Origin of the sequence: Mesorhizobium sp. B2-4-15, assembly GCF_006658505.1 — a bacterium.
In the GTDB taxonomy this organism is placed as follows: domain Bacteria; phylum Pseudomonadota; class Alphaproteobacteria; order Rhizobiales; family Rhizobiaceae; genus Mesorhizobium.
Genome location: NZ_VFUZ01000038.1, coordinates 1 through 20582, shown reverse-complemented (window position 1 = coordinate 20582; position 20582 = coordinate 1). Strand labels below are relative to the sequence as shown.

Sequence of the window (20582 nt, the reverse complement as noted above, 5' to 3'; positions counted from 1 at the left end):
TTGTGAATTCCGCTCGCGCGTACTTGGCTCCGCTTCGGCGAGCAATCGCAGGTATTCCGACCAGCTAATCAATTTCCAATCTCATGGTTGACGCAGCCGAACAAACCAGATTAACATCAGGTTATAGCGAAGTGGAGTTCTGACAGGAGTTTGTGCGCCGGTCTGGCTCGCGATCGCAGGGCCGACTTAACGACACAGTTTGCAGGTCGGCCAACCCGCAGTACGGACCAACGGGGCCAAGCGAGACGACAGCGGAGGACAGATGGAGTCGAAACCCTATAGCGTCAAAGAAGAATTCTTGGAGCTTGCAGGCTTCGGCAGAATGTATGTCAAGCAATACGTCCCATCATTAGCGCGCAATCGCACGCCTGTTTTGTGTATTCCCGGCTTCTGGCGAAATTCGTCAGACTACCGGCGCCTGGCCGGCAATATAGCGGGCGATCGCCACGTAATCACGCCGGACCTGCGCGGCCGAGGTAAGTCATCGCGCACAAACGATGTCGCGGACTATCATTTCGACAAACTGATCGGGGATATGTGGGATTTACTGGATCGCCTTCAGGTCGAAAACGTCGTGATCGCCGGGGTAGCGCTCGGCGGCTTCATGGCGATCGAGATGGCGACGCAGAAACCGGCGCGGGTCGCCGGCATTGTGTTGAACGACGTAGGCACCCAGACCTCGTCTCCAGGGACCAAGCACATCGCAACGCATCTGAGCTTCGATGCGATCGGCTTCGACGAGGCGCTTGGCAAGACCAAGAAACAGTATGGCGACTACTTTCCGGATTTCGACGAGGACGACTGGCGCTCCTTCACCCTGCAGACCTATCGGCAGGTGGCGGGCGACAAATATGTACGCGATTTCGACGAACTGACTCAGCAGGAGACACAGCGCTTCAAGGAGGCCAAGCCGAGCTTCGACAAAGAGTTCAAAGCGCTTAAGCTCCCGGTGGCGATCCTGCGCGCCGAGAAATCCCTCTACATGCCGGCAGATCTGGCGCTCGAGATGGCTGGCGTCAATCCGAACGCCCAGCTGACGGTCGTGCCGGTGAGGGGACATCCGCTGCTGATGGACGAGCCCGCCTCACTGGCGGCAATCAGCGCGGTTCTGGAAGAGGCCGATCGATCGCGGACATGAGCAGCCGCGCTGAACGCCTCTCGGTCGTTGCCTGTTCCTCGTGATGTCGTCAACAGGGATCATTGCCATGGGCGTAACTGTCGAGACCTATTTCTTTAAGGGCAACGGGCGGGTGCCGAACTCACGTCTGCCTCTGCTCGTCTACAGAGACGTGGTCGCCTGGTCAGCGATCGAAATGGAAGACCGCCAGCGATCGAATTACTGGAACCCGAGTTGGCACAGTCCAATCGGTTTCTATCCGCAGCATCATTTCCATAGCCAGTCACACGAACTCATCGCTGTCATACGCGGCGAGGCGCGCGGGCTGTTCGGGGGCCACGACGGCAAGGAGGTTTTGCTCCGGAAGGGCGATGTCGTGGCCATTCCCGCCGGTGTAGGACATTTCGGCGTCTCGATCACAGATGATCTGCTCGTGACGGGGTCATTTCCGGCCGGGTTCGGCGTGCTCGATTTCCGCTTGGGTCATCCAGACGAATACTACGAACTGGCCGAGACCTCGCGGCGGGTGCCGATACCGGCCTTTGACCCCTTCTTCGGTCCCGGCGGGCCCCTCCCAACATTGTGGAGTGATGCCGACAACGGCAAATCCGTACCGGTCACGTGGACGGTCTAAGCCCAAGGCGGCGCCTGCTACCCGCGAACCAGAACAAGGAGAAGATGATGCATAAAAGTCCGCCGGAGATTGGTGAATACAATTCCTTGAAGGAACAGTCCGGCTACGCCCGTCCCATTGAAGAGTTCGGAAAGGCCGAGCTCAGCGAGGATCATCTGGGTAATCTCGAGCGCATGCTTGGGATGCTGATACAGCGCCGGCGTTATCTCGCACAGGAGGCGATCGCCTACCAGATGACATTCATGGGCAGGTCGTACGACATCGCCAAGATCCAACCGATCATCGAGGCGATGCAGGCAGCGATCGCGCATGAGAAGATGCTCGCCTCGGCAAAGGACTGACATTGACGTCGTCACCCGGAAGGCTCGGAGGAACAGCTATCGCGATGGTCGTAGCCGGTGCGTCCCGCAAGCGTCGGCTAGAGCAGAATCTGATCACTCAGGCTCGTAACCTGCGGCGCTGAAGTGGTTTGTGCATTGCTCGGCGGTGAAGCGGGGCAGCGCGTCGCGGATTGCGTCCCAAAGCTCGGGGATGTTGCGTGCGGCGGCTTTCCTGAGGATCGACTTCAGCTTCGAGAAGGCATTTTCGATCGGGTTAAAGTCGGGGCTATAAGGTGGCAGGAAGAGCATTCGCGCGCCGACCGCTTCGATCGCTTGGCGGGCGGCGGTGACTTTGTGAGCGGGCAGGTTGTCGAGGATGACGATGTCCCCAATTCGAAGCGTAGGCGCCAGTACCTGCTCGGCATAAGCGGCGAACCATTCACCCGTCATCGGTCCGTCGAGGACCATCGGCGCAGTCATGCCCGTCAGGCGCAATGCGCCTGTAAAAGTGGTCGTTTTCCAGTGCCCATGCGGGATCGGAGACCGGCACCGCATGCCCCGCTTTGCCCGTCCACGCAGGCGAGCCATCTTCGTCGACGCGCCGGTCTCGTCGATAAAGACCAATCGTTCGGGATCGAGATCAGGCTGGGCCTTGAACCAGGCGCGTCGCCGCGCGAGCACGTCGGGCCGATCCTGCTCGCTGGCGTGCGCCGTTTTTTTTCAAGGTCATCGAGTGACGGTCGAGAAAGCGCCAGATCGTGCTCGGCGCGAACACGACCGCATGCTCCGCCCTGAGAAACTCAGCCAACTCGACCAGCGTGATGTCGTCCTGACCTTCGATCGCCGCCAGGATCGTATCCCGATAGGCCTCGATCCGCTGGGAGCGCTTGTCCCCGCCCTGGGGCTTTGCCCGCGTCGCGCCGCTCTCTCGCCATTCGCGGACCCAGCGCACCGCGCTTGCCGGGGCAACACCGAAACGATCCGCCGCGGCCCGCCGCGACAGGCCACCCTCAACCGCCGCGATCACACGCGAACGCAGATCCTCCGATATGGCTCTAACCATGCCTGCTGGCCTCCATATCCAGCAGACATGATGAATCAGATATTCTCGCCGATGGGAATCCCTCGCGATTCCATCAGGTCAGATTATGCTCTAGCGGTCGGCCTTGACCCGTTTGGCCTTTTTGAGAGGGGCAGGCTCTTTCGGTATCCCAGCCAGGAGATTCTCAACGCCAGTCCGCATGCGCACAAGTGCTGGGCCGATCTTCTCGGCGATAGTCTTCTCGTCGATGATCTCAGCGGTTCCGCCACAGGAAAAGGCGAGCGGCGGAGATCCGTCGATGGGTATGAACGGCACGCCGACGGCCTTGACGTAGCTGTGCCAGGTGCCTGAGGCCGTGACGTAGCCCAAACGCGCATACTGCTCCTGCGCCTGCTCGAGCAGCTTCGAGAAAGTCGCGCGTTCGCTCCGCGTAGGGGGCAGGAAGCGATTGCTCAGCTGGTTGCGCTGTTCCTCGGAGAGGCCGACTAGATAAGCCAAGCCCATGCCGCTGTTCCACAGTGGCAGCCTTGATCCAACGTTGAGCCTGAGCGTCACCAGGCTTTCGGATCGGCAGTTGGAGAGATAAACCATTTCGTTGTAGTCACGCGCTCCCAAAGCAACCGCAGCACCGGTTTCGTCCGCAAGGTCCTGCATCAGGGGGCGTGAGACGTGGACGATGGCGTTGGAACTCAAGGCAGTATAGCCCAGCGAAACCGTCGCCGCGCCAAGGCTGTAGCGCCCCAGGACGTCATCGTAAACAAGATAACCCAGGCCTGCGAGCGTGTAGGTCAGCCTCGACACGGTCGCCTTCGGCAATCCCGTACGGGCCATGAGTTCGAGGTTTCCAAGCGACGTTTCCCCCGGCCGGAAGCTTCGCAATATCTGCAGGCCACGAACCAGGGACGTGGAGAAGCCCTCGCTTTCGGTGGCGTCTTCGATGGGATTGTTCAGGCGCTTGCGCAATTCAGTCCCTCGCTTCCTTAGCCGATACTTTGCGGCAGCGCTTACGCGAAGTACCGGATGTTTCCAAGTGTGAATGATCCAACTGCCACTTCGGCCCTTTGCGGCTACTGCGCCGGAACGACCATCGTCTCGCTCGCCTTCCAGCTCAGGTAGACCTCCGCCCCCGGTTCTGGGCTAAAGGGATCTCCAGACATCTGCTGCCATTGTTCGATCGTTTGGCCCGATCCGACAGCCACCCGGTGGCGCTGGACGCCGTTGGTGAAGGTGATGTCGACGACCGTGCCCTTGACAACGTTGTCAGTGCCGGGATGGCTGGCAGACAAGGTAATGGCCTCTGGCCGCACGCAAGCACACAGGTCGAGCGTCCCGGCCGGAACCGAGGTCACTCTCAGGGGCACGCCAAGGGCGGTCGTGATGTGTAGGTCTTCTCCCGAACCTCGCACCCCCGAGATATCGAAGACGTTCGCCTGACCGAGGAAAGACGCGACGAAACGGTTCTTCGGATGGCGGTAGAGTTCCTTGGCTGAGCCAATCTGGATGATCGAACCGGCGCGCATGATGGCAATCCGGCTCGCCATCGCCGCTGCCTCGCCCTGGTCGTGGGTGACGTAGAGGACCGTCGACCCCAGCTTGCCCTGCAGTTGCTTGATCTCGAACTGCATCTCCTCGCGCAGGTTCTTGTCCAGCGCGCTCAGGGGCTCGTCCATCACCAGGAGCAGGGGATTGTAGACCGCAGCACGGGCCAGCGCCACGCGCTGCTGTTGGCCGCCTGATAGGGCGTTGGGGTAGCGGTCGCCCACGTTGTCGAGGCGAACCAGCCGAAGCACGTCCCGCACCTTGCGGGCAATCTCGTCCTTGGCAACGCCGCGCATCTGGAGCGGGAAGGCGATGTTCTGTGCAACCGTCTTGTGCGGAAACAGCGAATAGTTCTGGAAGACCATGCCGAAATTGCGCTTGAAGGGTGGCACGCCCTCGATGTTACGGCCGTCCACGAGGATCTCACCTTCGTCCGCCGCGAGATAGCCGACCGTCAGACCCAGCAAGGTTGTCTTCCCCGAACCGCTCGGCCCGATTATTGCGAAGAACTCGCCGGCCTCTATGGTCAGATCGGTCGGCTGCAAAGCCACCAATGCTCCATACCGCTTGCAGAGGCCGACATACTGGATCCGTTTGCCAGGCACACCGGCGCTCGCCCCGGCGCCGAAGCTATGAAAGGGGGTGGCGGCCCGAATCCGCTGGTGGATGGCACTCACTGATCGGCTTCCTTGGTGGTTGAGAATTTGGCGCTCTGCCGTTGCAGCAACGTCACCGTGCCAAGCAGGCCAAGCGCCAGGACGATCGCGACGGTCGAGGCCGCGGCAATGGTCGGGTCCATCTGGTAGCGCAACTCGTTCCAGATGAAGACCGGCAGCGTCACTGAGGACGCATCCGTCAGGAAGAGCGCGATGATGATCTCGTCGAAGGAAAAGGCGAAGGCAAAGATCGCTCCCGTCAGCATGCCGAGCCTGATCATCGGGAAGGTGACATGGACGAACGTGCGCCAACCGTTGGCTCCAAGGGTCATGGCGGCAAGCTCCAGGTTTTCCGAATAGCCCCGCAACGCTGCCGACACGGTTACGAACACCAGGGGCGTCGCGACGGCCGTGTGGGCAACGATAACTGCCGCGCGCGACCCGATCAGGTTAAAACGTGCCAAGATCGGGAAGATGCCGATTGCCAAGATGATCTGCGGCATGATCAGCGGCGACAGCAGCAACCCGGAGATCGCCTTGGCGAAGGGGATCTTTCCGCGCACGACAGCTAGGGCGGCCATCGTGCCCAGCAGCACGGACACGAGCGCCACCCCGAGACCGATCATGAGAGTGTTCGAGAAGGACGAAAGGTAGCCGGGATGGTTCCACATCCTCTGGTACCACTGCAGCGAGACGCCCGGCAGCGGCAAATCCAGAAACAGCCCGCTGCTGAGGGATAGGGGTGCCAAAATCAAGATGGGCAGGATTAGGTAGAACAGACCGAGGGTGGCAAAGATCCGGCTTGCGAGGTGCGTCAGGCGCTCAAAGGCTGTCCAGCTCATTGGATGGCCAATCTCACACCGCGCCGCCCGGCGATGTAGGCGATCAGCGTGATCGACAGCAACACCATGGCGAGTAGGACGGTCGCAAGCGCCGAGGCGAGTTGCCAGTTGAGGGCTTGCGAGACTTGTCTCTCGATTAGCACCGAGATCATCATGTTCCTGTCTGAACCGAGTAGGGCGGGCGTCACGTAAAAGCCCAGAGCGGTGATGAAGACCAGCACGCTGCCTGCCACAAGACCCGGCAGGCACATGGGCAGATAGATGTGCCAGAAGGCTCGCAGCGGGTTGGCGCCTAGGATGCGCGCAGCCAGAAGCTTGGTCGTGTCGATCTGTCGCATCGTGCTGACGAGTGGTAGGACCATCATGGGCAGCAGGAACTGGACCATGCCGATCTGCACCGCAGTCATGTTGTTCATCAGCTTGAGGGGCTGGTCGATCCAGTCCAACTGCATGAACAGATTGTTGATCACGCCGCGACGGCTGAGGAGCGCGATCCAGGCATATGTTCGGGTCACTACGCTTGTCCAGAAAGGTATCATCACGAGGGCAAAAGCAATGCCGGACCAGAACCTGTTGGCCCGGGAGATGAGATGGGCGATCGGGAAGGCCACCACCAGACAGAGGACCGTGGCGTAGAGCGCGGTCGTGAATGTCTGCCAGATGACTGTAAGGTAAATCGGATTTGCGGCGATCTCCCCAAAATTCGCCAGACTTGGCCGGGACTCGCCGAAGGCGCGATAAACGACGACACCGAGCGGCAGGAAAAATGTCGGCAATAGAAAGAGCGCCGGTGGCACCAGCAGGAATTTGAGGGCAAAATCCGGCGACCAATGCCGCGATCGATTCATGCGTCCGAGCCTCTGGTTTTTCGCGCAACAATTGAGGCCGGCGGTGTTCAGCAGCCGTCCTCGCGATGGGGCCGGGGCTCGGCCGACCGCCGAACCCCGGGCACCATCATCCGAGAAGCCATTTCGTGAACTCGTTATTGGCCTTATCGCTGTTTTTGGCCCACCAGTCAAAATCTTGAAGACGCGCGGTCTTCAAATTCGCCGGGTCCGCAACCGTAGCCGCCAGAGCCTTCGGATCGCAAAGCGGAATGGCCTTGGTGTTGGTGGGACCCAGCGGGAGCAACTCTGCGAGCCGTGCCTGCGGTTCGGGCGTTGAAAGATACGCCGCCAACTTCATGGCCGTCTTCTTCTTCGGATGGCCCTTCGGGATGATGATCGTGTCGCCGTCGCAAATGCCCTGATTGAAGGAATAGTCGATCGGCTTGCCCTCGTCCTTGAGCGCTTTCACGCGGTTGACCCACATCGAAGCCATGTCGACCTCGCCGCCGGCGAGAAGCTGCTGCGACTGAGAACCACCCTCCCACCACACGATGTGATCGCGCACCCCATCCAGAGTCTTGAGCGCCTTCTCAATGTCGAGCGGATAGAGTTTCTCGATCGGGACGCCGGCACCCAGGGCCGCGAGCTCAAGTGTCTGGTTGGCGTTCTTCCAAAGCCCCCGCGGCGACGAATTGGCAGGGTTAAAGAAGTCGGCCCATTTTTTCGGCTCGGAGCCCGGATGGAATACCGAAGTATTCCACGACAGGACGTTGGCGGCGATGTTGCAGAGAAACCAGTTGTCACCGCTTGCACCAGGAATAAGGGCCTTGCGCTCGATGAGCCCATAGTCGAGCGGTTCGCTCAATCCCTGGCCCTGTGCACTGGCCGCCTCACCGGATGAAGCCAGCATCATATCGAACTGTCCGAAGGCATTGGATTCAACCATGACCTTCAACTCGGCCAACCCTTTCCAGGGCTGAGGTACAATTTTGATGCCCGTACTCTTGGTGAAGTCGTCGTAGTAGGCCTTCTGCAAGGCGGTGAGGAAGTCGCCGCCACCGGACGACACGAGGAGTCCCTCCGCATCAGATTGGGCGATAGCCGGCGTGGCGAGTTTCGTCGCCGCCAAAGCGACGCCGGCGGTTGCGCCGATCTTGAGAAATTTCCGGCGAGAGAGGCCGGAACGCGCTTTCCCGATTGTCATCGAATTCTCCGTGTTCCCAAGTTTCTTTTTCTGATTTTGCCAGCCTCAAATCTGGCTACCCGAATGTGTCTCACGGAATCGCCAAATTGGCAATATATGAAATTAAAATCCGATTATGGTGCTTTGGTATGGAGATGGCTGATGGCTTGATCGGGAACGATAAAGCGTCCGGATACCCGTAAAATAGGCCTTCATGCGCGATTAACGAGGCGGACGTGGCAGTGCTCTCCATTGTTGAAATTTTTTTTAAATCTGGTTTCTTTGGTGGCGATCATTATGCAGAGAGGGCGACGGGAGGGCAAACTGCAAACTCCCACGAAGTCGACTTCTAGATGGTGCGTATTGACAAAATCAGATTAATGTCAGAATTCGAGTGGCGCTGATTCAACAGGGCGGCTGGCCGATCTCCGCCAGGGAGCACAATGACATGGAAGCAGTGATCTTGAACGCCTCGGCGAAACGACCGTCGGGTGGGTCCGTCCTCAACCGGTCGCGCTCACATTGGTGGAACACTTCTGACTCCTACCAACCCGCTACCCCGCTAATCGGCCACGTCGATGTCGACGTGTGTATCGTCGGTGGAGGTATCAACGGCGTCTCGACCGCGTATCATCTGAAGAAGCTGGACCCCTCCGTCGATGTGGCTTTGCTCGAAGCTGAGGTTGTCGGCTTCGGCGCAAGCGGGCGCAACGCTGGGCAGATCATCATGAAGTTTGGCGGCACCTCACCCGAGCGACTTGTCGGCAGCCACGGAGCCGATAGGGGACGCGAAGCATGGGACTACGTCCACCGTGGCATAGCCTTCATTGAGGACGTGCGCGACGAAGAGGGAATCGCCTGCGATTACACAAACACTGGCACTCTCAACGTTTGTCTACGCGTCGAGGGTGATGGGCGCATCGACGAGGCAATGCGGCTGATGGAACGGATGGGGCAGTCGCAATATGTGTCATACGTTGAGCGCGAGCAGGTCGAGCAGGAGCTCGGCAGCAACCAGTTCGGAGCGGCTTACCATGAGTCACGAGGCGGCCAGTTCAATCCGCTAAAGTTGGTGCGTGGCCTCAAGAGCGCTGCCGAGCGTCGCGGCGTGTGGGTCTACGAGAATTCGCCGGTCGCATCGATCGATACCACGGGAAAATTGATCACGCTCCAGACCGGTCTTGGGGTTATCCGCTGCAAGAGACTGGTCCTGGCAACAAACGCTTTCACCCACCTGCTGCCAAGTGCCAAGGAGCTCGGCTTGGCCCGCGAGCAGACGCCGCTTATGGTCAAAGGGGTCATCACGGAGCCCTTGACACCGCAACAGTGGGAACAGCTCGGCTGGCCCCGTCGTTCGGGCGTCAACATCCATTCGGACCTGTTCTACTCATTCGCGCCGACGGCGGATGGCCGCATGCTGTATGTCGGGGGCTACTACACCTCGGCGCCGTGGGACAGGAACCTCGCGCCTGAGGTCGACATGCGCCTCAAGCGGGCTGGTCCCGACCACTTGGCGGCTTTCTTCCCCGCGCTGAGCGGGGTCGAGGTCGCGCAGACGTGGGGAGGGCCTATCTCGATCACTCCCGACTGGATTCCCCATGTCGGGGAAGCCAGCGACCCACGCATCCTCTATGCCTGCGGCTGCTGGGGCAACGGCATGCCCTGCGGAGCGCAGAATGGCCGCACGCTCGCCGAACTGGCCTTGGGAATGCGCACGGAGAACACCGACGTCTGGTTCGTGACCCGCAAGAAGCAGAAATGGCCGAGCCGTATACTAGCTGCGTTCTTGGCAAATGGCGTCATCCGCAAGCGTCACGTCGCCAGCCGCCGGATCGGTGGGCGGATGAACCCACCGCTCCGTTTCCCCCGCTAGTCCGGGCCAGCAAGATCGAGAGTAGCAAGCTGGATTGCCCGGCGCTGGGAGCAACATCGACCCAGGGCCTGGGCTTCGCACGGTATCGGTCGCGGGGGGTTATTTCAGGCGGAGGGGGAGGAGCCATGATACTGGGAGACCACGCCGGCATCGATGAGTTCGCGGATCGTCTCCTCGCTGTAACCCAGCACCTCGCGCAGCACGGTCTCGGTATCCTGGCCGAGCATCGGTGGGGGGAGGGGGGTGGCGTGCCGCTGTGCGCGCAGTCCCTGGGCCGGGCGCACGAGCGAGACTGGCCCGACGGCGTCGCTGTGCAGCGTCTGAATGGTGCCGCGCTCGATGACATTACGGCTCCCCAAAGCCTCAGGAACCGTCTTGACGACCCCGCACGGCACCTCGGCCACCGCGCAGGCGTCCATCCAGTGCTGACGCGACGCCGTCGCAAAGACGGCGGCGAGGATCGGGATCAGCGCCTCTCTGTTGGCGGCCCTACCATTGGCGGAGGTGAAGCGCGGGTCGTCCGAAAGCTCCGGGAGATAGACCACTGACCGGCAAAGCGCTCGGAACTGGCGATCGTTGCCGACGGCGAGCGCAAGGTCCCCGTCTGCGCAAGGGAAGATCTGGTAGGGTACCACCGTCGGGTGAGCATTTCCGTAGCGCTTCACCTCACCACCAGTGTTGAGATAGGCGCTGCCAACGTTGATCAAAAGGTTGAGGCCACAGTCCAGCAGGGACAGGTCGATCTGCTGGCCACGCCCCGTCCTGTCGCGATGTATAAGGGCAGCAAGGATCGACTGGGTGGCAACCATACCACAAACGATATCGGTTATGGCGACACCGACACGCAGCGGCTGACCCTCCTTCTCGCCGGTAATCGCCATTAGGCCACTCTCGGCTTGGACGACAAAATCGTAGCCTGGGCGCCGGGCTTCCGAACTGTCGCGGCCATAGCCCGAAATTGAACAGTAAATGAGCTCGGGATTAATCGCCTTGAGCTGCTCGTACCCCACGCCGAGGCGCTCGGCAGTGCCCACGCGGAAGTTTTCGACGACGATGTCACATCGCGAGGCCAGCTGTTTGACGATCTCAAGACCGTGCTTGGTCTTGAGATCGAGCGCGATTGAGCGCTTACCGCGATTGGCGCACAGGAAGTAGGTGCTTATCCCCTTGTAACTCGGGACGGACCACGCCCTGGTATCGTCGCCACCATCTATGTTCTCGATCTTCCAGACCTCGGCACCCAGGTCTGCAAGGCTCATCGTCGCCCACGGGCCCGCCAGCACCCGCGAAAGGTCGAGAACCTTTACGCCCCTGAGCGGGAGTCCCTGCTCAGCCTCCGACGCGTTGTCCTGCACTTGCGGTCTCCAGCGTTCTTTGACAGTCGAGGTCCAGGCCTCGCCCGCCCATCATGGGCATTGGTCGGTGCCTTTGGCTGGCTAGCTTCCGCTCCGCAGGTTCTCCCTGAAGGTCCGGCCGGTGTAGTCCTTCCGGTAAATTCCTCGCCGCTGCAGTTCCGGCACGACCGAGCGGACGAAGGAAATATAGGAGGAGGGGCTGAGCTTGGGGGTAACGATGAAGCCGTCGCAAGCGTGGGACTCGAACATGTCCTGCATGTGATCAGCAATCATCGTCGGCGTGCCGACGAACTGAAAGATCATCTGGCTTTCGCCCCACGCCTGACCGGCATCGCGCAGAGTCTTGCCCTTGGAGCCGCCAAGGATGAGATCGAAGATCCCGCGTATGCCCTTTGCACCCTCGGAAAGATCGAGCTCATCCACCTTCTGATCGAGGGGATGGCTGGAGAGATCAAGGTAGAGTGAGTTGGAGATGTCCGCGACGCCAAGTTCAGGGTTGACCAGCGAATTGATGTAGTCGGCACGCTCCTTGGCAATCGATTCGGTTTCTCCGACCACGAAATCAAGCGCCGGCAGGATCGCGCAGTGGTCCGGATTGCGCCCCGCCGCCTCGACGCGGCCCTTCATGTCGCTATAGAAGGTCTGCATGCCCGCCTTGTCGCGCTGGTTGGTGAACACCATCTCGGCCCAACGCGCGGCAAACTCGCGCCCGCGGTCCGATGAACCGGCTTGCATGATCACCGGGTGGCCCTGCGGAGAGCGCGGCGTCTGGAGCGGCCCCCTTGTCTTGACGTATTTCCCCGCATAGTTCGCATAGCGGACTTTCTCGGGGTCGGCAAAAAGACCCTTTTCCTGATCGAGCAGCAAGGCACCCTCGTCCCAGCTGTTCCAGAGTGCCCCGCAAGCCTCCAAGATTTCGTCGGCTTGATCGTAACGCAGCGCCTTGTCGAGTAATTTCTCCATGCCGAAATTCTGCGCTTCGAGATTGTTGGCGGATGTCACCACGTTCCAGCCTGCCCTGCCACCACTGATGTGGTCGAGCGTCGCGAACTGCCGGGCGATGTGGTATGGATGGTAGAAACTTGTGCTCATGGTGGCGGCGAGGCCAATGTTTTTTGTCGCCCGCGCCATGGCCGCCAGCACTTGCATGGGCTCGAGCATGTACATCTGCCCACCCCATTTCAGGTCGGCTGCGAAAGTGTCACCATAGGATTCGAACATCGAGAGGCAGTCGACGAAGAAGAGGCCGTCGAACTTACCCTCTTCGAGGATCTTTGCGATGTTTTCGTAGCGCGACGGATTGATGACGTTCACCGCGTCGCTCTCGGCATGGCGCCAAGCGCCGTTGTTGTGCCAGGTCGGGCTAACACAGCAGTACCCAACGAAATGCAATTGTCTTGTCATAAGCTGATCCTGAAGCAAAGGACCGAGGTCCGCGTTGCAATGGTATTGATCGGGGTTTACAAAGGCAAGCCAAAAATCAGAACTTAATTCCAATTATGAGAGGCCGCGGCGCGAGCCGTGCCGCGCCGCCCCAACTCAGCCGCGGCGCGGGCGCTCACTCGTGTGGCTGCCGCTCACGGGCTCGCGAGTTGGCGATAGGTGCCTCGGTAGAAGAGGAGTGGGCCGTTGTCCTCGATGCCGTCGTTAAGCAGTCGATGTACGTTGGCGAGCACCAGCCAGTGGTCTCCGGCGACGTGCTCCGCGTGCAGGCTGCAATCCATGCTGAGCAGGGTTTCGTGGAGCACAGGGTTTCCGTCCGGGCTCAGTTGCCAGCGCGCGTTTGCCCATCGATCTGGCGATTTGCGGCCGAAAGCTTGCGAGACCTCGGCCTGACGGGCTGAGAGAATGTTGATGCTGAAGCGGCTGGCCGATCGGATCTTCGGCCAACTCGTGGAAGTGTTCATCACGCAGAACGAGACGAGAGGTGGCGCAATCGAGACGCTGAAGAAGGATTGACAGGTGAAGCCGACTGGCTCGTCATCTACCATTGCGGCAACGACGGTAATCCCGGATGCGAAGTTGCCGAGCGCCTCACGAAATTTGCGATCTTCAAAGTGGGCGTGCAGCATCAATTCGCCCTCGCCATCTTGGAGGTCGCCCCTGCGGGAGCATCGATCGCCTCGGCGAGGCGCCGCAAAACGTTCAGTGAATCGCGGGTGAGCGCCGCGTTGCTCTGCACCAGGTCGTCGATTTGATCCATCTGCGAGGTGTTGAAATAAATCCCGCGCGTGGGCACGATTGCACCAAGTTCCAGCAGCAACGGGACCAGGTTGACGGTTGGGGCCATGGAATGGCCCATGTCAGCCCCTGTCATCAGCGCTATCGCGGTCACCCCGCTCAGGCCATTGGCCTTATAGCGATCCAGGAACGCTTTGAGCAGTCCGGTGTAGCTGGCCTTGTAGGTGGGGGAGCAGAATATAGCGAGATCTGAGTCTGCCACGAGTTGGTTAAGCTCCTGCAGGCTCTCGGCTGGCCAGAGGAAAATCTCGTCAACATGGTCCGCGAGATCGATGATCCGCAGCGAGCTATCGGAAGATCCGACAAGTCCACGCGCAAAACTTTCCGCGATCTTGGCGGTCCTCGACCGCGGTTTCGGGTTGCCGACAACGATACTAACTTTCAGCATTTCACACCTCAAGCGTTGGGGTGCACGGCATTCCGATCGAGGCGGTTTGGCAAGGAGCCGTGCAGCTGATTTCTCAGAACAATCCCTGCCGAGATCTTTTGGCCAAGCAGGCTCGCAACGGCTCACGTCGCAGCGAACATGATGCGCTTTTTTCGATCTTTGTCAAGTTTCTTGTGGCACAAAATCCACCGACTAGACTCTTCAACGTGCCTTGCGGTTAACGCCGGGTCGAGATCGACAGCCTCAGATCAGCGCTAGAGAGCCGCCTGGCTGGTGGGTGGCGTAAGTCGAGCAGGAATACAGCTACGCCGACCGGAGCGTTGACCATGGCGTAAAATCTGACTAATATCAAATTCCGGCTTCGGTCTCGTCTTCGAAAAACATCAATGCACGTCACAATCCTTCTTTTTCCTGAAATGTTCGAGGTCAAGACCAATGGGCAGGTGGGAACCGTCGCTGACGTGTTCCCAAACTCGGGTTTCCGCGACCGCTTTGGCATCGTGTTGGATGGACCTCTAGGAGGCGTCGGCGCGACCCATCTCCTTCAGCTCGCCATCGTGTGCTTCTACGAGGTCAAGCCAGAGCGTCGCGGTGCCAAAGCCATCTATCCCGAGATCTACGCGTTCCACTTCGGTCGCGGATTTGGCACGCACGCGCCCTTCGACTTCTGGCCGTCTCGGCGCGAAGTGGTTCGCGGAACGGAAGACCACCGGGTCAACGACCGGGCAATCACGCGCCTTGCAATTCCGGACAGGCGCCGGCGAGAGATCGTGCACGGTCCAAAGGAGACTGAGGCGGCACTGGGCACGATCCGCTCCGCGTTAGTGTGCGGTCCAACCGTTCGCGTCGCCCAGCCTGACATCGCCATTCGCGGCATCAGCCAGAAAACAGAGTTCAATCCAAAACGGGTGATACACCCACTTGGCGCGGCGGAGATCGAGGACCGGGCCATAGTTCGGAGCGCGGATGTCAGCGCGCAAGACCCGGGAACGCACCGCATCCGTGCGCGAGGTGACCTCTCGCAACGGCCTCGTGGCGGAGACAAATCGCCGGAAACCTGTCGAAAAGGCCCTGGTTTGCCTCTGAGTGCTCGCCGGACACGCGATCTGCTCGCCGCACGCATTCACCCCTACGGCCACCGGAACCACAACAAATGGTGCGCGGCGACATCCACCGTCCACCCGAGACATTAAAGGAGCCGATCTTGACGGATACCTATGACTTTATCGTTGTCGGCGCGGGCTCCGCCGGCTGCGTCATGGCCAACCGCTTATCGCGCGATCGAAACGCGCGGGTGCTTTTGCTGGAGGCGGGGGGCTGGGATTGGAATCCCCTGATCTCGATTCCCATCGGGGCACGGAAGTTGTCTCAATATGGCCTCCACGAATGGGGCGATGTCTCAGAGCCCGACCCTCTTCTCAACGGGCGTCGCATGCAGGTCCCGCACGGAAAGGTCGTCGGCGGCGGCTCTTCCATTAACTACATGGCCCATACGCGCGGCCATCCGGTCGACTATGCCCGTTGGGTCGAGCGTGGCGCGACCGGGTGGAGCTATGAGGACGTCCTGCCGTATTTCAAAGAATGCGAAACCTGGGAAGGCGGCGAGGACTTCTTTCGCGGCGGGGGTGGCGAACTCGGAGCCCGGCAGGCGCTCAGGCCAGATCCAATCTACGACGCGTGGTTCACCGCGATCCGATCGCAGGGCTACTCTGTCACCGACGACTACAACGGTGCCAAGCCGGAAGGCTTCGCGATGGCACAGTATACGATCCGAAACGGCACCCGTTCTTCGGCGGGCCGCGCTTTCCTCAGACCGGCAATGACAAGGTCGAACCTGACGGTGCGGACCCGCGCGATGGCGACGAAAGTCCTTTTTGATGGAACGAGGGCAACTGGCGTAGACTTTGTGCATAACAGCAAGACCTCGGTCGCCTTCGCGAACGAGCGTACGGTTCTGTGTCTTGGCGCCGTCAACACCCCGCATCTGCTAATGCTGTCCGGCGTCGGCCCTGCCGATCATCTGAAAGCGATGGGCATCGATTCCCTGGTTGATCTCCCGGTCGGGAAGAATCTCGAAGACCATCTGGGGGTTTGGGTGTCTTGGAGTCGCAAGCAGGCTGGCATGTTCCATGGCAGCCTGAGGCTCGATCGGGTCGGCACAAGCATGCTGCGCGCCTATTTCGGCGCGACCGGGCCTGCGACAAACATCCCGGGGGCGATACTGGCTTTCATAAAGTCGCAACCCACGCTTCGCCAGCCCGATCTCGAACTGGTCATCTCCATGGTGCCTGGCGACGCCAATTTCTGGTTCCCGGGTCTCAAACGGCCATATGTCGACGGGTTCGGTATCAGGCCAGAACTGCTGAGCCAGAAGAGCCGTGGCGAAATCCTCCTGAAATCCTCCGATCCCCGGGATAGACCTCTTATCTTCTATAATTCGCTCTCCCGGACGGAAGATCTCGATGTGCTCCGGGATGGTGTGAGACGCTCCCTTGCCCTTGGCAACAGCGATGCCCTGGCACCTTTTCGCGATCGTCTCACAAGTCCCCACCGCGACCTAAGGACGAACGCCGACATCGACCTCCACATCCGCGAGAACGCCATCCAACTCTACCACCCGGCATGTACCTGCAAGATGGGTATGGGCGAGGACGCGGTCCTTGACCCCGACTTAAGCGTGCGTGGGCTCGAGAGCCTAAGTGTCGTGGATGCCTCCGCGATGCCGCATCTGATTTCGGGAAATCCGAACGTGGCCATCATGATGATGGCCGCGAAGGCAGCTGATATGATGACCGGAAAGGTAAAGCGCGCCGTCTAAGGCCCGGTTTGTAGCGCCAGATGGCGACAAGATCCTCCCGAGCGACGGAGGACAGACGGTCATTCCACCGAAATGGCTCAATCGGCAATGCGCTGCAGGTTCACCGCCGCGGTCGTTGCCAAATTGGCGCCCGACATGCCGAGTGGGGCGCGAGCGCTATAGCGCCGCTCGCTGGGATTGACGTGCTCCGCGCCCTCTGGAGGCCAGTTCGCGGAGCTCGTCTGTGCCTTGGGAGGCAAGGCTTCGTTCAGTTCGACGACGAGGCGAGGCCGAGACGTGCAGAGCCCCAGCATGGCAGGAACTCGCCCCCATACCCCTGTTCCGTGGTGGCGAGCCGGCGGTCGCGCCATCAAGCAACCCTGGTAATCAGAGTCAGGCTGCCAATAGGGATGCGGACGCGGTCGCAGATGAAGGCGCCGGGCACGGCTGTCCTCAGATAACAAGTTCGACCAGGAAGGGCCGAGCAAGGTGAAAACTCGCCTCAAGCATATCGGCGCACTGCTCTAGGGAATGCGCCTGGACGGCCTCGACGCCCATCCCTTCCGCGAGCTTGACCCAGCCGATGCCGGGATTGGACAGATCGAGCATGTTCATCGCGGTTTGACCCGGGACGGCGCCGACGCCTTTGTACTCACCGATTAGGATGTTGTATTTCCGGTTGCTGAGGAGAACGGTCGTGACCGGCAGCCGCTCGCGCGCCTGTGTCCAGAGGGACTGCAGCGAGTACATGGCCGAGCCATCCGCCTGAAGGCTAATCACCCGCCTCGAACCTCCCGCGCCGATCGCAGCCCCGGTGGCGACCGGAAGGCCGTCGCCGATCGCGCCGCCAGTTAGATGCAGCCAGTCGTGCGGGGCCGCGCCATGCGTCTCGGCGTAAAGCCCCCGACCGAACGAAATGCTTTCATCCGAAACGATAGCCCCCTCCGGCATGACCGAGGCCAACATACGGGCCAAGCCCTCCGGGGAAGGTTTGCCGGTCACCCGCTGCGGTCGATCCGCCCCGGCTGGATAGGCGGCATCGGGCACACCTAGCGCATCGACGACGGCAGCCAAGGCCGTTTCGACGTCCTGCTCCGGACGGGCAAGGATATGGAGGCGCGCATCATTGGCATGTTGTCGTGACGGTTTGTCGGGATAGGCGAAGAAGCTGACTGGCGGGCGAGCACCGACCAAAACGATGTCAGTATAACGGGCCAAGACCTTGGTCGCCGCGTCGGTATCGTAAGGGATCCGCTCGAGGGGGAGACGCCCGGCGCCGCGTTCCACACGCGGGGCGACAAACTCCCCGAGGATGGCGGCGCCGCTCGCGTGAGCTAGGCGCCATGCCAGCCGCTGCGAGACGGCTCGGAAACCCCGGCCGCCGAGCAGGATGAGGACGTTTGGACCACCACTGCGCAACGCCGCAGCGGCCGCCTCGACGGCGTGCGGGTCGATTGCTGGCGCCCTGAGCTTGGGTAGCGGTTCGGCTACAACGCCGCCTCGGCCCCACGAGGAGTCCGAAGGGAGGATCAACGTCGCGAGGTTCCGGGCAATCGTTCGGGCGGCCTGCATTGCGGCCGCGGCGTCTTGCCCGACATCCTGCGGCCGGGCACTTGTGCGCACCCACGCAGAGACGGTTCGGGCCAGTGCTTCGATGTCGGCCGTCAGCGGGGCGTCGAGCGGCGCGTGGTAAGTCGCCTGGTCGCCCACGATGTTGACCATGCCGCTGCCGGCCCGGCGCGCGTTGTGGAGGTTCGCCAAACCATTCGCCAGCCCCGGCCCGCAATGGAGCAGCGTACATGCAGGCCTGTCCGCGATCCGGTAGAAGCCATCGGCCATGCCGGTGACAACGTTCTCCTGCAGCCCAAGCACGCAGCGCATACCTGGAATCTGGTCGAGGGCCGCCACGAAATGCATCTCGCTGGTGCCCGGATTGGCGAAGCACGTGTCAACGCCCCCCGCAATCATTGTTCGCACCAGGCTTTCAGCCCCGGTCATCTCATTCGCTTGCGACATGCACGCACGGCCTTCTCACGTCTTGCCGAACCATTCGGCGTTGAGTCTACAAATTCTGTATAATGGAATTAATTTCCGAATAATTGACTTGGACGGTACCCAAGTGTAAAGCCCATTGCAAGCGTCGACGAAGTGATGGCGACCCGAAAATGCGCAAGTGTATGACCACAGACCGGCAGGCACCGCGAAGGCGGGTCGAACAACTATCGGCTGGCGCCCAGCAGCCTCGCCGCAAACAATTCGGCTCTGGCCCTGACCTTCTACGATGCCCGGTCATGGCCTGAACATCGGCCACCTTGGGTGACGCAGCTGGCCTGACAGCCAACTTCCAGACACGAGACGGAAACAGACATGGCGCTCGATCCAGCTACCTTCGACCAACTTGTAGCGACCGTCGCCCGCTTCGTCAGCGAAAGGCTGGTGCCGCAAGAAGCCGCTGTGGCAGAGCAGAATGCCATCCCGGACGACATCAAGCAGGCGTTTCGCGATATGGGCCTTTTCGGGCTTTCCATCCCCGAAGCCTATGGCGGATTGGGCCTCACTATGGAGGAGGAGGTCATGGTCGCGTTCGAGCTCGGGCGCACCTCGGCGGCCTTCCGGTCGCTCATCGGCACCAACAACGGCATCGGCTCCCAGGGCCTCGTGATGGACGGCACAGAGGCCCAGAAGCAGAAATACCTGCCGCGACTTGCCACAGGTGAGATCATTGCCTCGTTCGCCCTTACGGAGCCCGAGGCGGGCTCGGACGCGGCGTCCCTGCGCATGAGCGCGCGGCGGGACGGCGACAGCTACGTGCTTAACGGCACCAAGCGCTTCATCACCAACGCCCCGCATGCCGGCTTGTTCACGGTTTTTGCGCGCACCGCCGATGCCGAGCGCTCAAAAGGAGGGGTCACAGCGTTTCTCGTCCAGGCGGGGACCCCGGGTCTGAGCCTCGGCGCCGTCGACAGAAAGATGGGACAGAACGGATCCCTCACCAGCGACGTCATCTTCGAGGACTGCCGCGTCCCGGCCGACGCGGTGTTGGGCGGCCGCGAAGGCCGGGGCTTCCACACTGCCATGAAGGTCCTGGACCGCGGGCGGCTCCACATCTCGGCGGTATGCGTCGGCATGGCCGAGCGCCTGATCGCCGACAGCTTGGCCTACGCCATCCAGCGCAAGCAGTTCGGACAGCCGATCGCCGAATTCCAGCTCGTACAGGCCATGCTCGCCGATAGCCGGGCCGAGGCCTATGCGGCCCGCTGCATGGTGATCGAGACTGCGCGCGCGAAGGATCGCGACGCAAGCGTCTCCACCGAGGCTGCCTGTTGGAAGATGTTCGCGAGTGAAATGGTCGGGCGCGTCGCGGATCGCGCCGTCCAGATCCACGGTGGCGCCGGCTACATGACCGATTATGGGATCGAACGCTTTTACCGGGACGTGCGCCTGTTTCGCATCTACGAGGGCACAACCCAGATTCAGCAGCTCGTCATAGCCCGCAACATGATCAAAGACGCCGTGGCCACGGGCTAACCGCGGCACCGACCAACGACACTTGCATCCGGGAGCATCCTTTGAACCAACGAGAAGCAGGCACTTCGCCGGTGCTCGTAGAGTGCGTCGACGGCGTCGTCTTTCTTACTGTCACCAACCCTCCTGCACGTTTTTCATGCCTCTTGTATGTCAGAAAAAAATGGCCTATTTTCTGACGTATGAACGCGGCCGTGACATCAGTTTCACATCGGATCATGCGCCGCGCCCGCGCCGGCGGCC

General features: G+C 60.9%; 19 protein-coding genes. 7 read left to right on the top strand and 12 right to left on the bottom strand.

Annotated features, from left to right (window positions below):
• Nucleotides 1-262 precede the first annotated feature (262 nt).
• The 3 genes from FJ930_RS28145 to FJ930_RS28135 all read left to right on the top strand — a co-directional run bounded on the left by FJ930_RS28145 (nucleotide 263) and on the right by FJ930_RS28135 (nucleotide 2092).
• A complete protein-coding gene (locus FJ930_RS28145; RefSeq protein ID WP_141840946.1) occupies nucleotides 263-1138 on the top strand; it encodes an alpha/beta hydrolase in 876 nt (291 codons plus the stop codon).
• 67 nt (nucleotides 1139-1205) lie between these two features.
• Nucleotides 1206-1751 carry a cupin domain-containing protein gene (locus tag FJ930_RS28140; protein ID WP_181763492.1) on the top strand — a complete coding sequence of 182 codons (546 nt, stop codon included), beginning with the start codon at nucleotides 1206-1208 and terminating at the stop codon, nucleotides 1749-1751.
• Between the two features lie 44 nt (nucleotides 1752-1795).
• On the top strand, nucleotides 1796-2092 hold the full coding sequence (locus FJ930_RS28135) for a hypothetical protein (protein ID WP_141840944.1): 297 nt from the start codon (nucleotides 1796-1798) through the stop codon (nucleotides 2090-2092).
• A gap of 93 nt (nucleotides 2093-2185) precedes the next feature.
• Here FJ930_RS28135 and FJ930_RS28130 read toward each other — a convergent pair.
• From FJ930_RS28130 to FJ930_RS28105, 6 genes are all read right to left on the bottom strand, one after another.
• Nucleotides 2186-3134 (bottom strand): IS630 family transposase gene (locus FJ930_RS28130; RefSeq protein ID WP_246677068.1). Its coding sequence is split into 2 segments (ribosomal slippage): nucleotides 2186-2792 and nucleotides 2791-3134, totalling 951 coding nucleotides; the frame shifts between segments, so codons are not numbered across the junction.
• A gap of 90 nt (nucleotides 3135-3224) precedes the next feature.
• Nucleotides 3225-4076, bottom strand: coding sequence for an IclR family transcriptional regulator (locus tag FJ930_RS28125; RefSeq protein WP_246677067.1), 852 nt, complete (start codon nucleotides 4074-4076; stop codon nucleotides 3225-3227).
• Between the two features lie 104 nt (nucleotides 4077-4180).
• A complete protein-coding gene (locus tag FJ930_RS28120; protein WP_181763491.1) occupies nucleotides 4181-5329 on the bottom strand; it encodes an ABC transporter ATP-binding protein in 1149 nt (382 codons plus the stop codon).
• On the bottom strand, nucleotides 5326-6150 hold the full coding sequence (locus FJ930_RS28115; protein WP_141840942.1) for an ABC transporter permease: 825 nt from the start codon (nucleotides 6148-6150) through the stop codon (nucleotides 5326-5328). Before FJ930_RS28115 ends, FJ930_RS28120 begins: the two co-directional genes overlap by 4 nt.
• Nucleotides 6147-6998, bottom strand: a complete 852-nt coding sequence (locus tag FJ930_RS28110; RefSeq protein WP_141840941.1) for an ABC transporter permease — start codon at nucleotides 6996-6998, stop codon at nucleotides 6147-6149. The genes FJ930_RS28115 and FJ930_RS28110 overlap by 4 nt, the downstream gene beginning before the upstream one ends.
• A 106-nt stretch (nucleotides 6999-7104) precedes the next feature.
• Entirely contained in the window at nucleotides 7105-8181 is a 1077-nt protein-coding gene (locus tag FJ930_RS28105; RefSeq protein WP_141840940.1) for an extracellular solute-binding protein, read from the bottom strand.
• Nucleotides 8182-8608: 427 nt separating this feature from the next.
• On the opposite strand from FJ930_RS28105, the gene FJ930_RS28100 reads away from it, so the two are divergent.
• Nucleotides 8609-10033 carry an FAD-binding oxidoreductase gene (locus FJ930_RS28100; RefSeq protein WP_141840939.1) on the top strand — a complete coding sequence of 475 codons (1425 nt, stop codon included), beginning with the start codon at nucleotides 8609-8611 and terminating at the stop codon, nucleotides 10031-10033.
• Between the two features lie 104 nt (nucleotides 10034-10137).
• Here FJ930_RS28100 and FJ930_RS28095 read toward each other — a convergent pair whose 3' ends face one another.
• The 4 genes from FJ930_RS28095 to FJ930_RS28080 all read right to left on the bottom strand — a co-directional run bounded on the left by FJ930_RS28095 (nucleotide 10138) and on the right by FJ930_RS28080 (nucleotide 14017).
• Nucleotides 10138-11388 (bottom strand): CaiB/BaiF CoA-transferase family protein, encoded by a 1251-nt coding sequence (locus FJ930_RS28095; protein ID WP_141840938.1) that lies wholly within the window; start codon nucleotides 11386-11388, stop codon nucleotides 10138-10140.
• Between the two features lie 81 nt (nucleotides 11389-11469).
• Nucleotides 11470-12792, bottom strand: a complete 1323-nt coding sequence (locus FJ930_RS28090) for an LLM class flavin-dependent oxidoreductase (protein WP_141840937.1) — start codon at nucleotides 12790-12792, stop codon at nucleotides 11470-11472.
• 173 nt (nucleotides 12793-12965) lie between these two features.
• The gene (locus FJ930_RS28085) at nucleotides 12966-13460 is read right to left on the bottom strand and encodes a flavin reductase family protein (RefSeq protein ID WP_141840936.1); all 495 of its coding nucleotides are present in this window, start codon (nucleotides 13458-13460) and stop codon (nucleotides 12966-12968) included.
• Entirely contained in the window at nucleotides 13460-14017 is a 558-nt protein-coding gene (locus FJ930_RS28080; protein ID WP_141840935.1) for an NAD(P)H-dependent oxidoreductase, read from the bottom strand. Before FJ930_RS28080 ends, FJ930_RS28085 begins: the two co-directional genes overlap by 1 nt.
• A gap of 386 nt (nucleotides 14018-14403) precedes the next feature.
• Between FJ930_RS28080 and FJ930_RS28075 the strand changes: the two genes are divergently transcribed.
• Both FJ930_RS28075 and FJ930_RS28070 read left to right on the top strand, forming a co-directional pair.
• A complete protein-coding gene (locus FJ930_RS28075) occupies nucleotides 14404-15210 on the top strand; it encodes a hypothetical protein (protein ID WP_141840934.1) in 807 nt (268 codons plus the stop codon).
• Between the two features lie 11 nt (nucleotides 15211-15221).
• Nucleotides 15222-16835 carry a GMC family oxidoreductase N-terminal domain-containing protein gene (locus FJ930_RS28070; protein ID WP_181763490.1) on the top strand — a complete coding sequence of 538 codons (1614 nt, stop codon included), beginning with the start codon at nucleotides 15222-15224 and terminating at the stop codon, nucleotides 16833-16835.
• Nucleotides 16836-16912: 77 nt separating this feature from the next.
• Here the strand turns inward: FJ930_RS28070 and FJ930_RS28065 are convergent, their stop codons facing one another.
• Nucleotides 16913-17128: a hypothetical protein gene (locus FJ930_RS28065; protein ID WP_141840932.1), complete on the bottom strand. Its 216-nt coding sequence runs from the start codon at nucleotides 17126-17128 to the stop codon at nucleotides 16913-16915.
• Between the two features lie 139 nt (nucleotides 17129-17267).
• Complete coding sequence (locus FJ930_RS28060; RefSeq protein WP_141840931.1) at nucleotides 17268-18812, bottom strand: acetolactate synthase large subunit; 1545 nt, start codon at nucleotides 18810-18812, stop codon at nucleotides 17268-17270.
• Between the two features lie 369 nt (nucleotides 18813-19181).
• On the opposite strand from FJ930_RS28060, the gene FJ930_RS28055 reads away from it, so the two are divergent.
• Entirely contained in the window at nucleotides 19182-20342 is a 1161-nt protein-coding gene (locus FJ930_RS28055) for an acyl-CoA dehydrogenase family protein (protein ID WP_141840930.1), read from the top strand.
• Nucleotides 20343-20582 lie beyond the last annotated feature (240 nt).

Coding starts and splice junctions, on each gene's coding strand:
- FJ930_RS28145 (WP_141840946.1), top strand. CDS start 263: ATGGAGTCGAAACCCTATAGCGTCAAAGAAGAATTCTTGGAGCTTGCA.
- FJ930_RS28140 (WP_181763492.1), top strand. CDS start 1,206: ATGGGCGTAACTGTCGAGACCTATTTCTTTAAGGGCAACGGGCGGGTG.
- FJ930_RS28135 (WP_141840944.1), top strand. CDS start 1,796: ATGATGCATAAAAGTCCGCCGGAGATTGGTGAATACAATTCCTTGAAG.
- FJ930_RS28115 (WP_141840942.1), bottom strand. CDS start 6,150: ATGAGCTGGACAGCCTTTGAGCGCCTGACGCACCTCGCAAGCCGGATC.
- FJ930_RS28110 (WP_141840941.1), bottom strand. CDS start 6,998: ATGAATCGATCGCGGCATTGGTCGCCGGATTTTGCCCTCAAATTCCTG.
- FJ930_RS28105 (WP_141840940.1), bottom strand. CDS start 8,181: ATGACAATCGGGAAAGCGCGTTCCGGCCTCTCTCGCCGGAAATTTCTC.
- FJ930_RS28100 (WP_141840939.1), top strand. CDS start 8,609: ATGGAAGCAGTGATCTTGAACGCCTCGGCGAAACGACCGTCGGGTGGG.
- FJ930_RS28090 (WP_141840937.1), bottom strand. CDS start 12,792: ATGACAAGACAATTGCATTTCGTTGGGTACTGCTGTGTTAGCCCGACC.
- FJ930_RS28085 (WP_141840936.1), bottom strand. CDS start 13,460: ATGCTGCACGCCCACTTTGAAGATCGCAAATTTCGTGAGGCGCTCGGC.
- FJ930_RS28080 (WP_141840935.1), bottom strand. CDS start 14,017: ATGCTGAAAGTTAGTATCGTTGTCGGCAACCCGAAACCGCGGTCGAGG.
- FJ930_RS28075 (WP_141840934.1), top strand. CDS start 14,404: ATGCACGTCACAATCCTTCTTTTTCCTGAAATGTTCGAGGTCAAGACC.
- FJ930_RS28065 (WP_141840932.1), bottom strand. CDS start 17,128: ATGCTGGGGCTCTGCACGTCTCGGCCTCGCCTCGTCGTCGAACTGAAC.
- FJ930_RS28060 (WP_141840931.1), bottom strand. CDS start 18,812: ATGACCGGGGCTGAAAGCCTGGTGCGAACAATGATTGCGGGGGGCGTT.
- FJ930_RS28055 (WP_141840930.1), top strand. CDS start 19,182: ATGGCGCTCGATCCAGCTACCTTCGACCAACTTGTAGCGACCGTCGCC.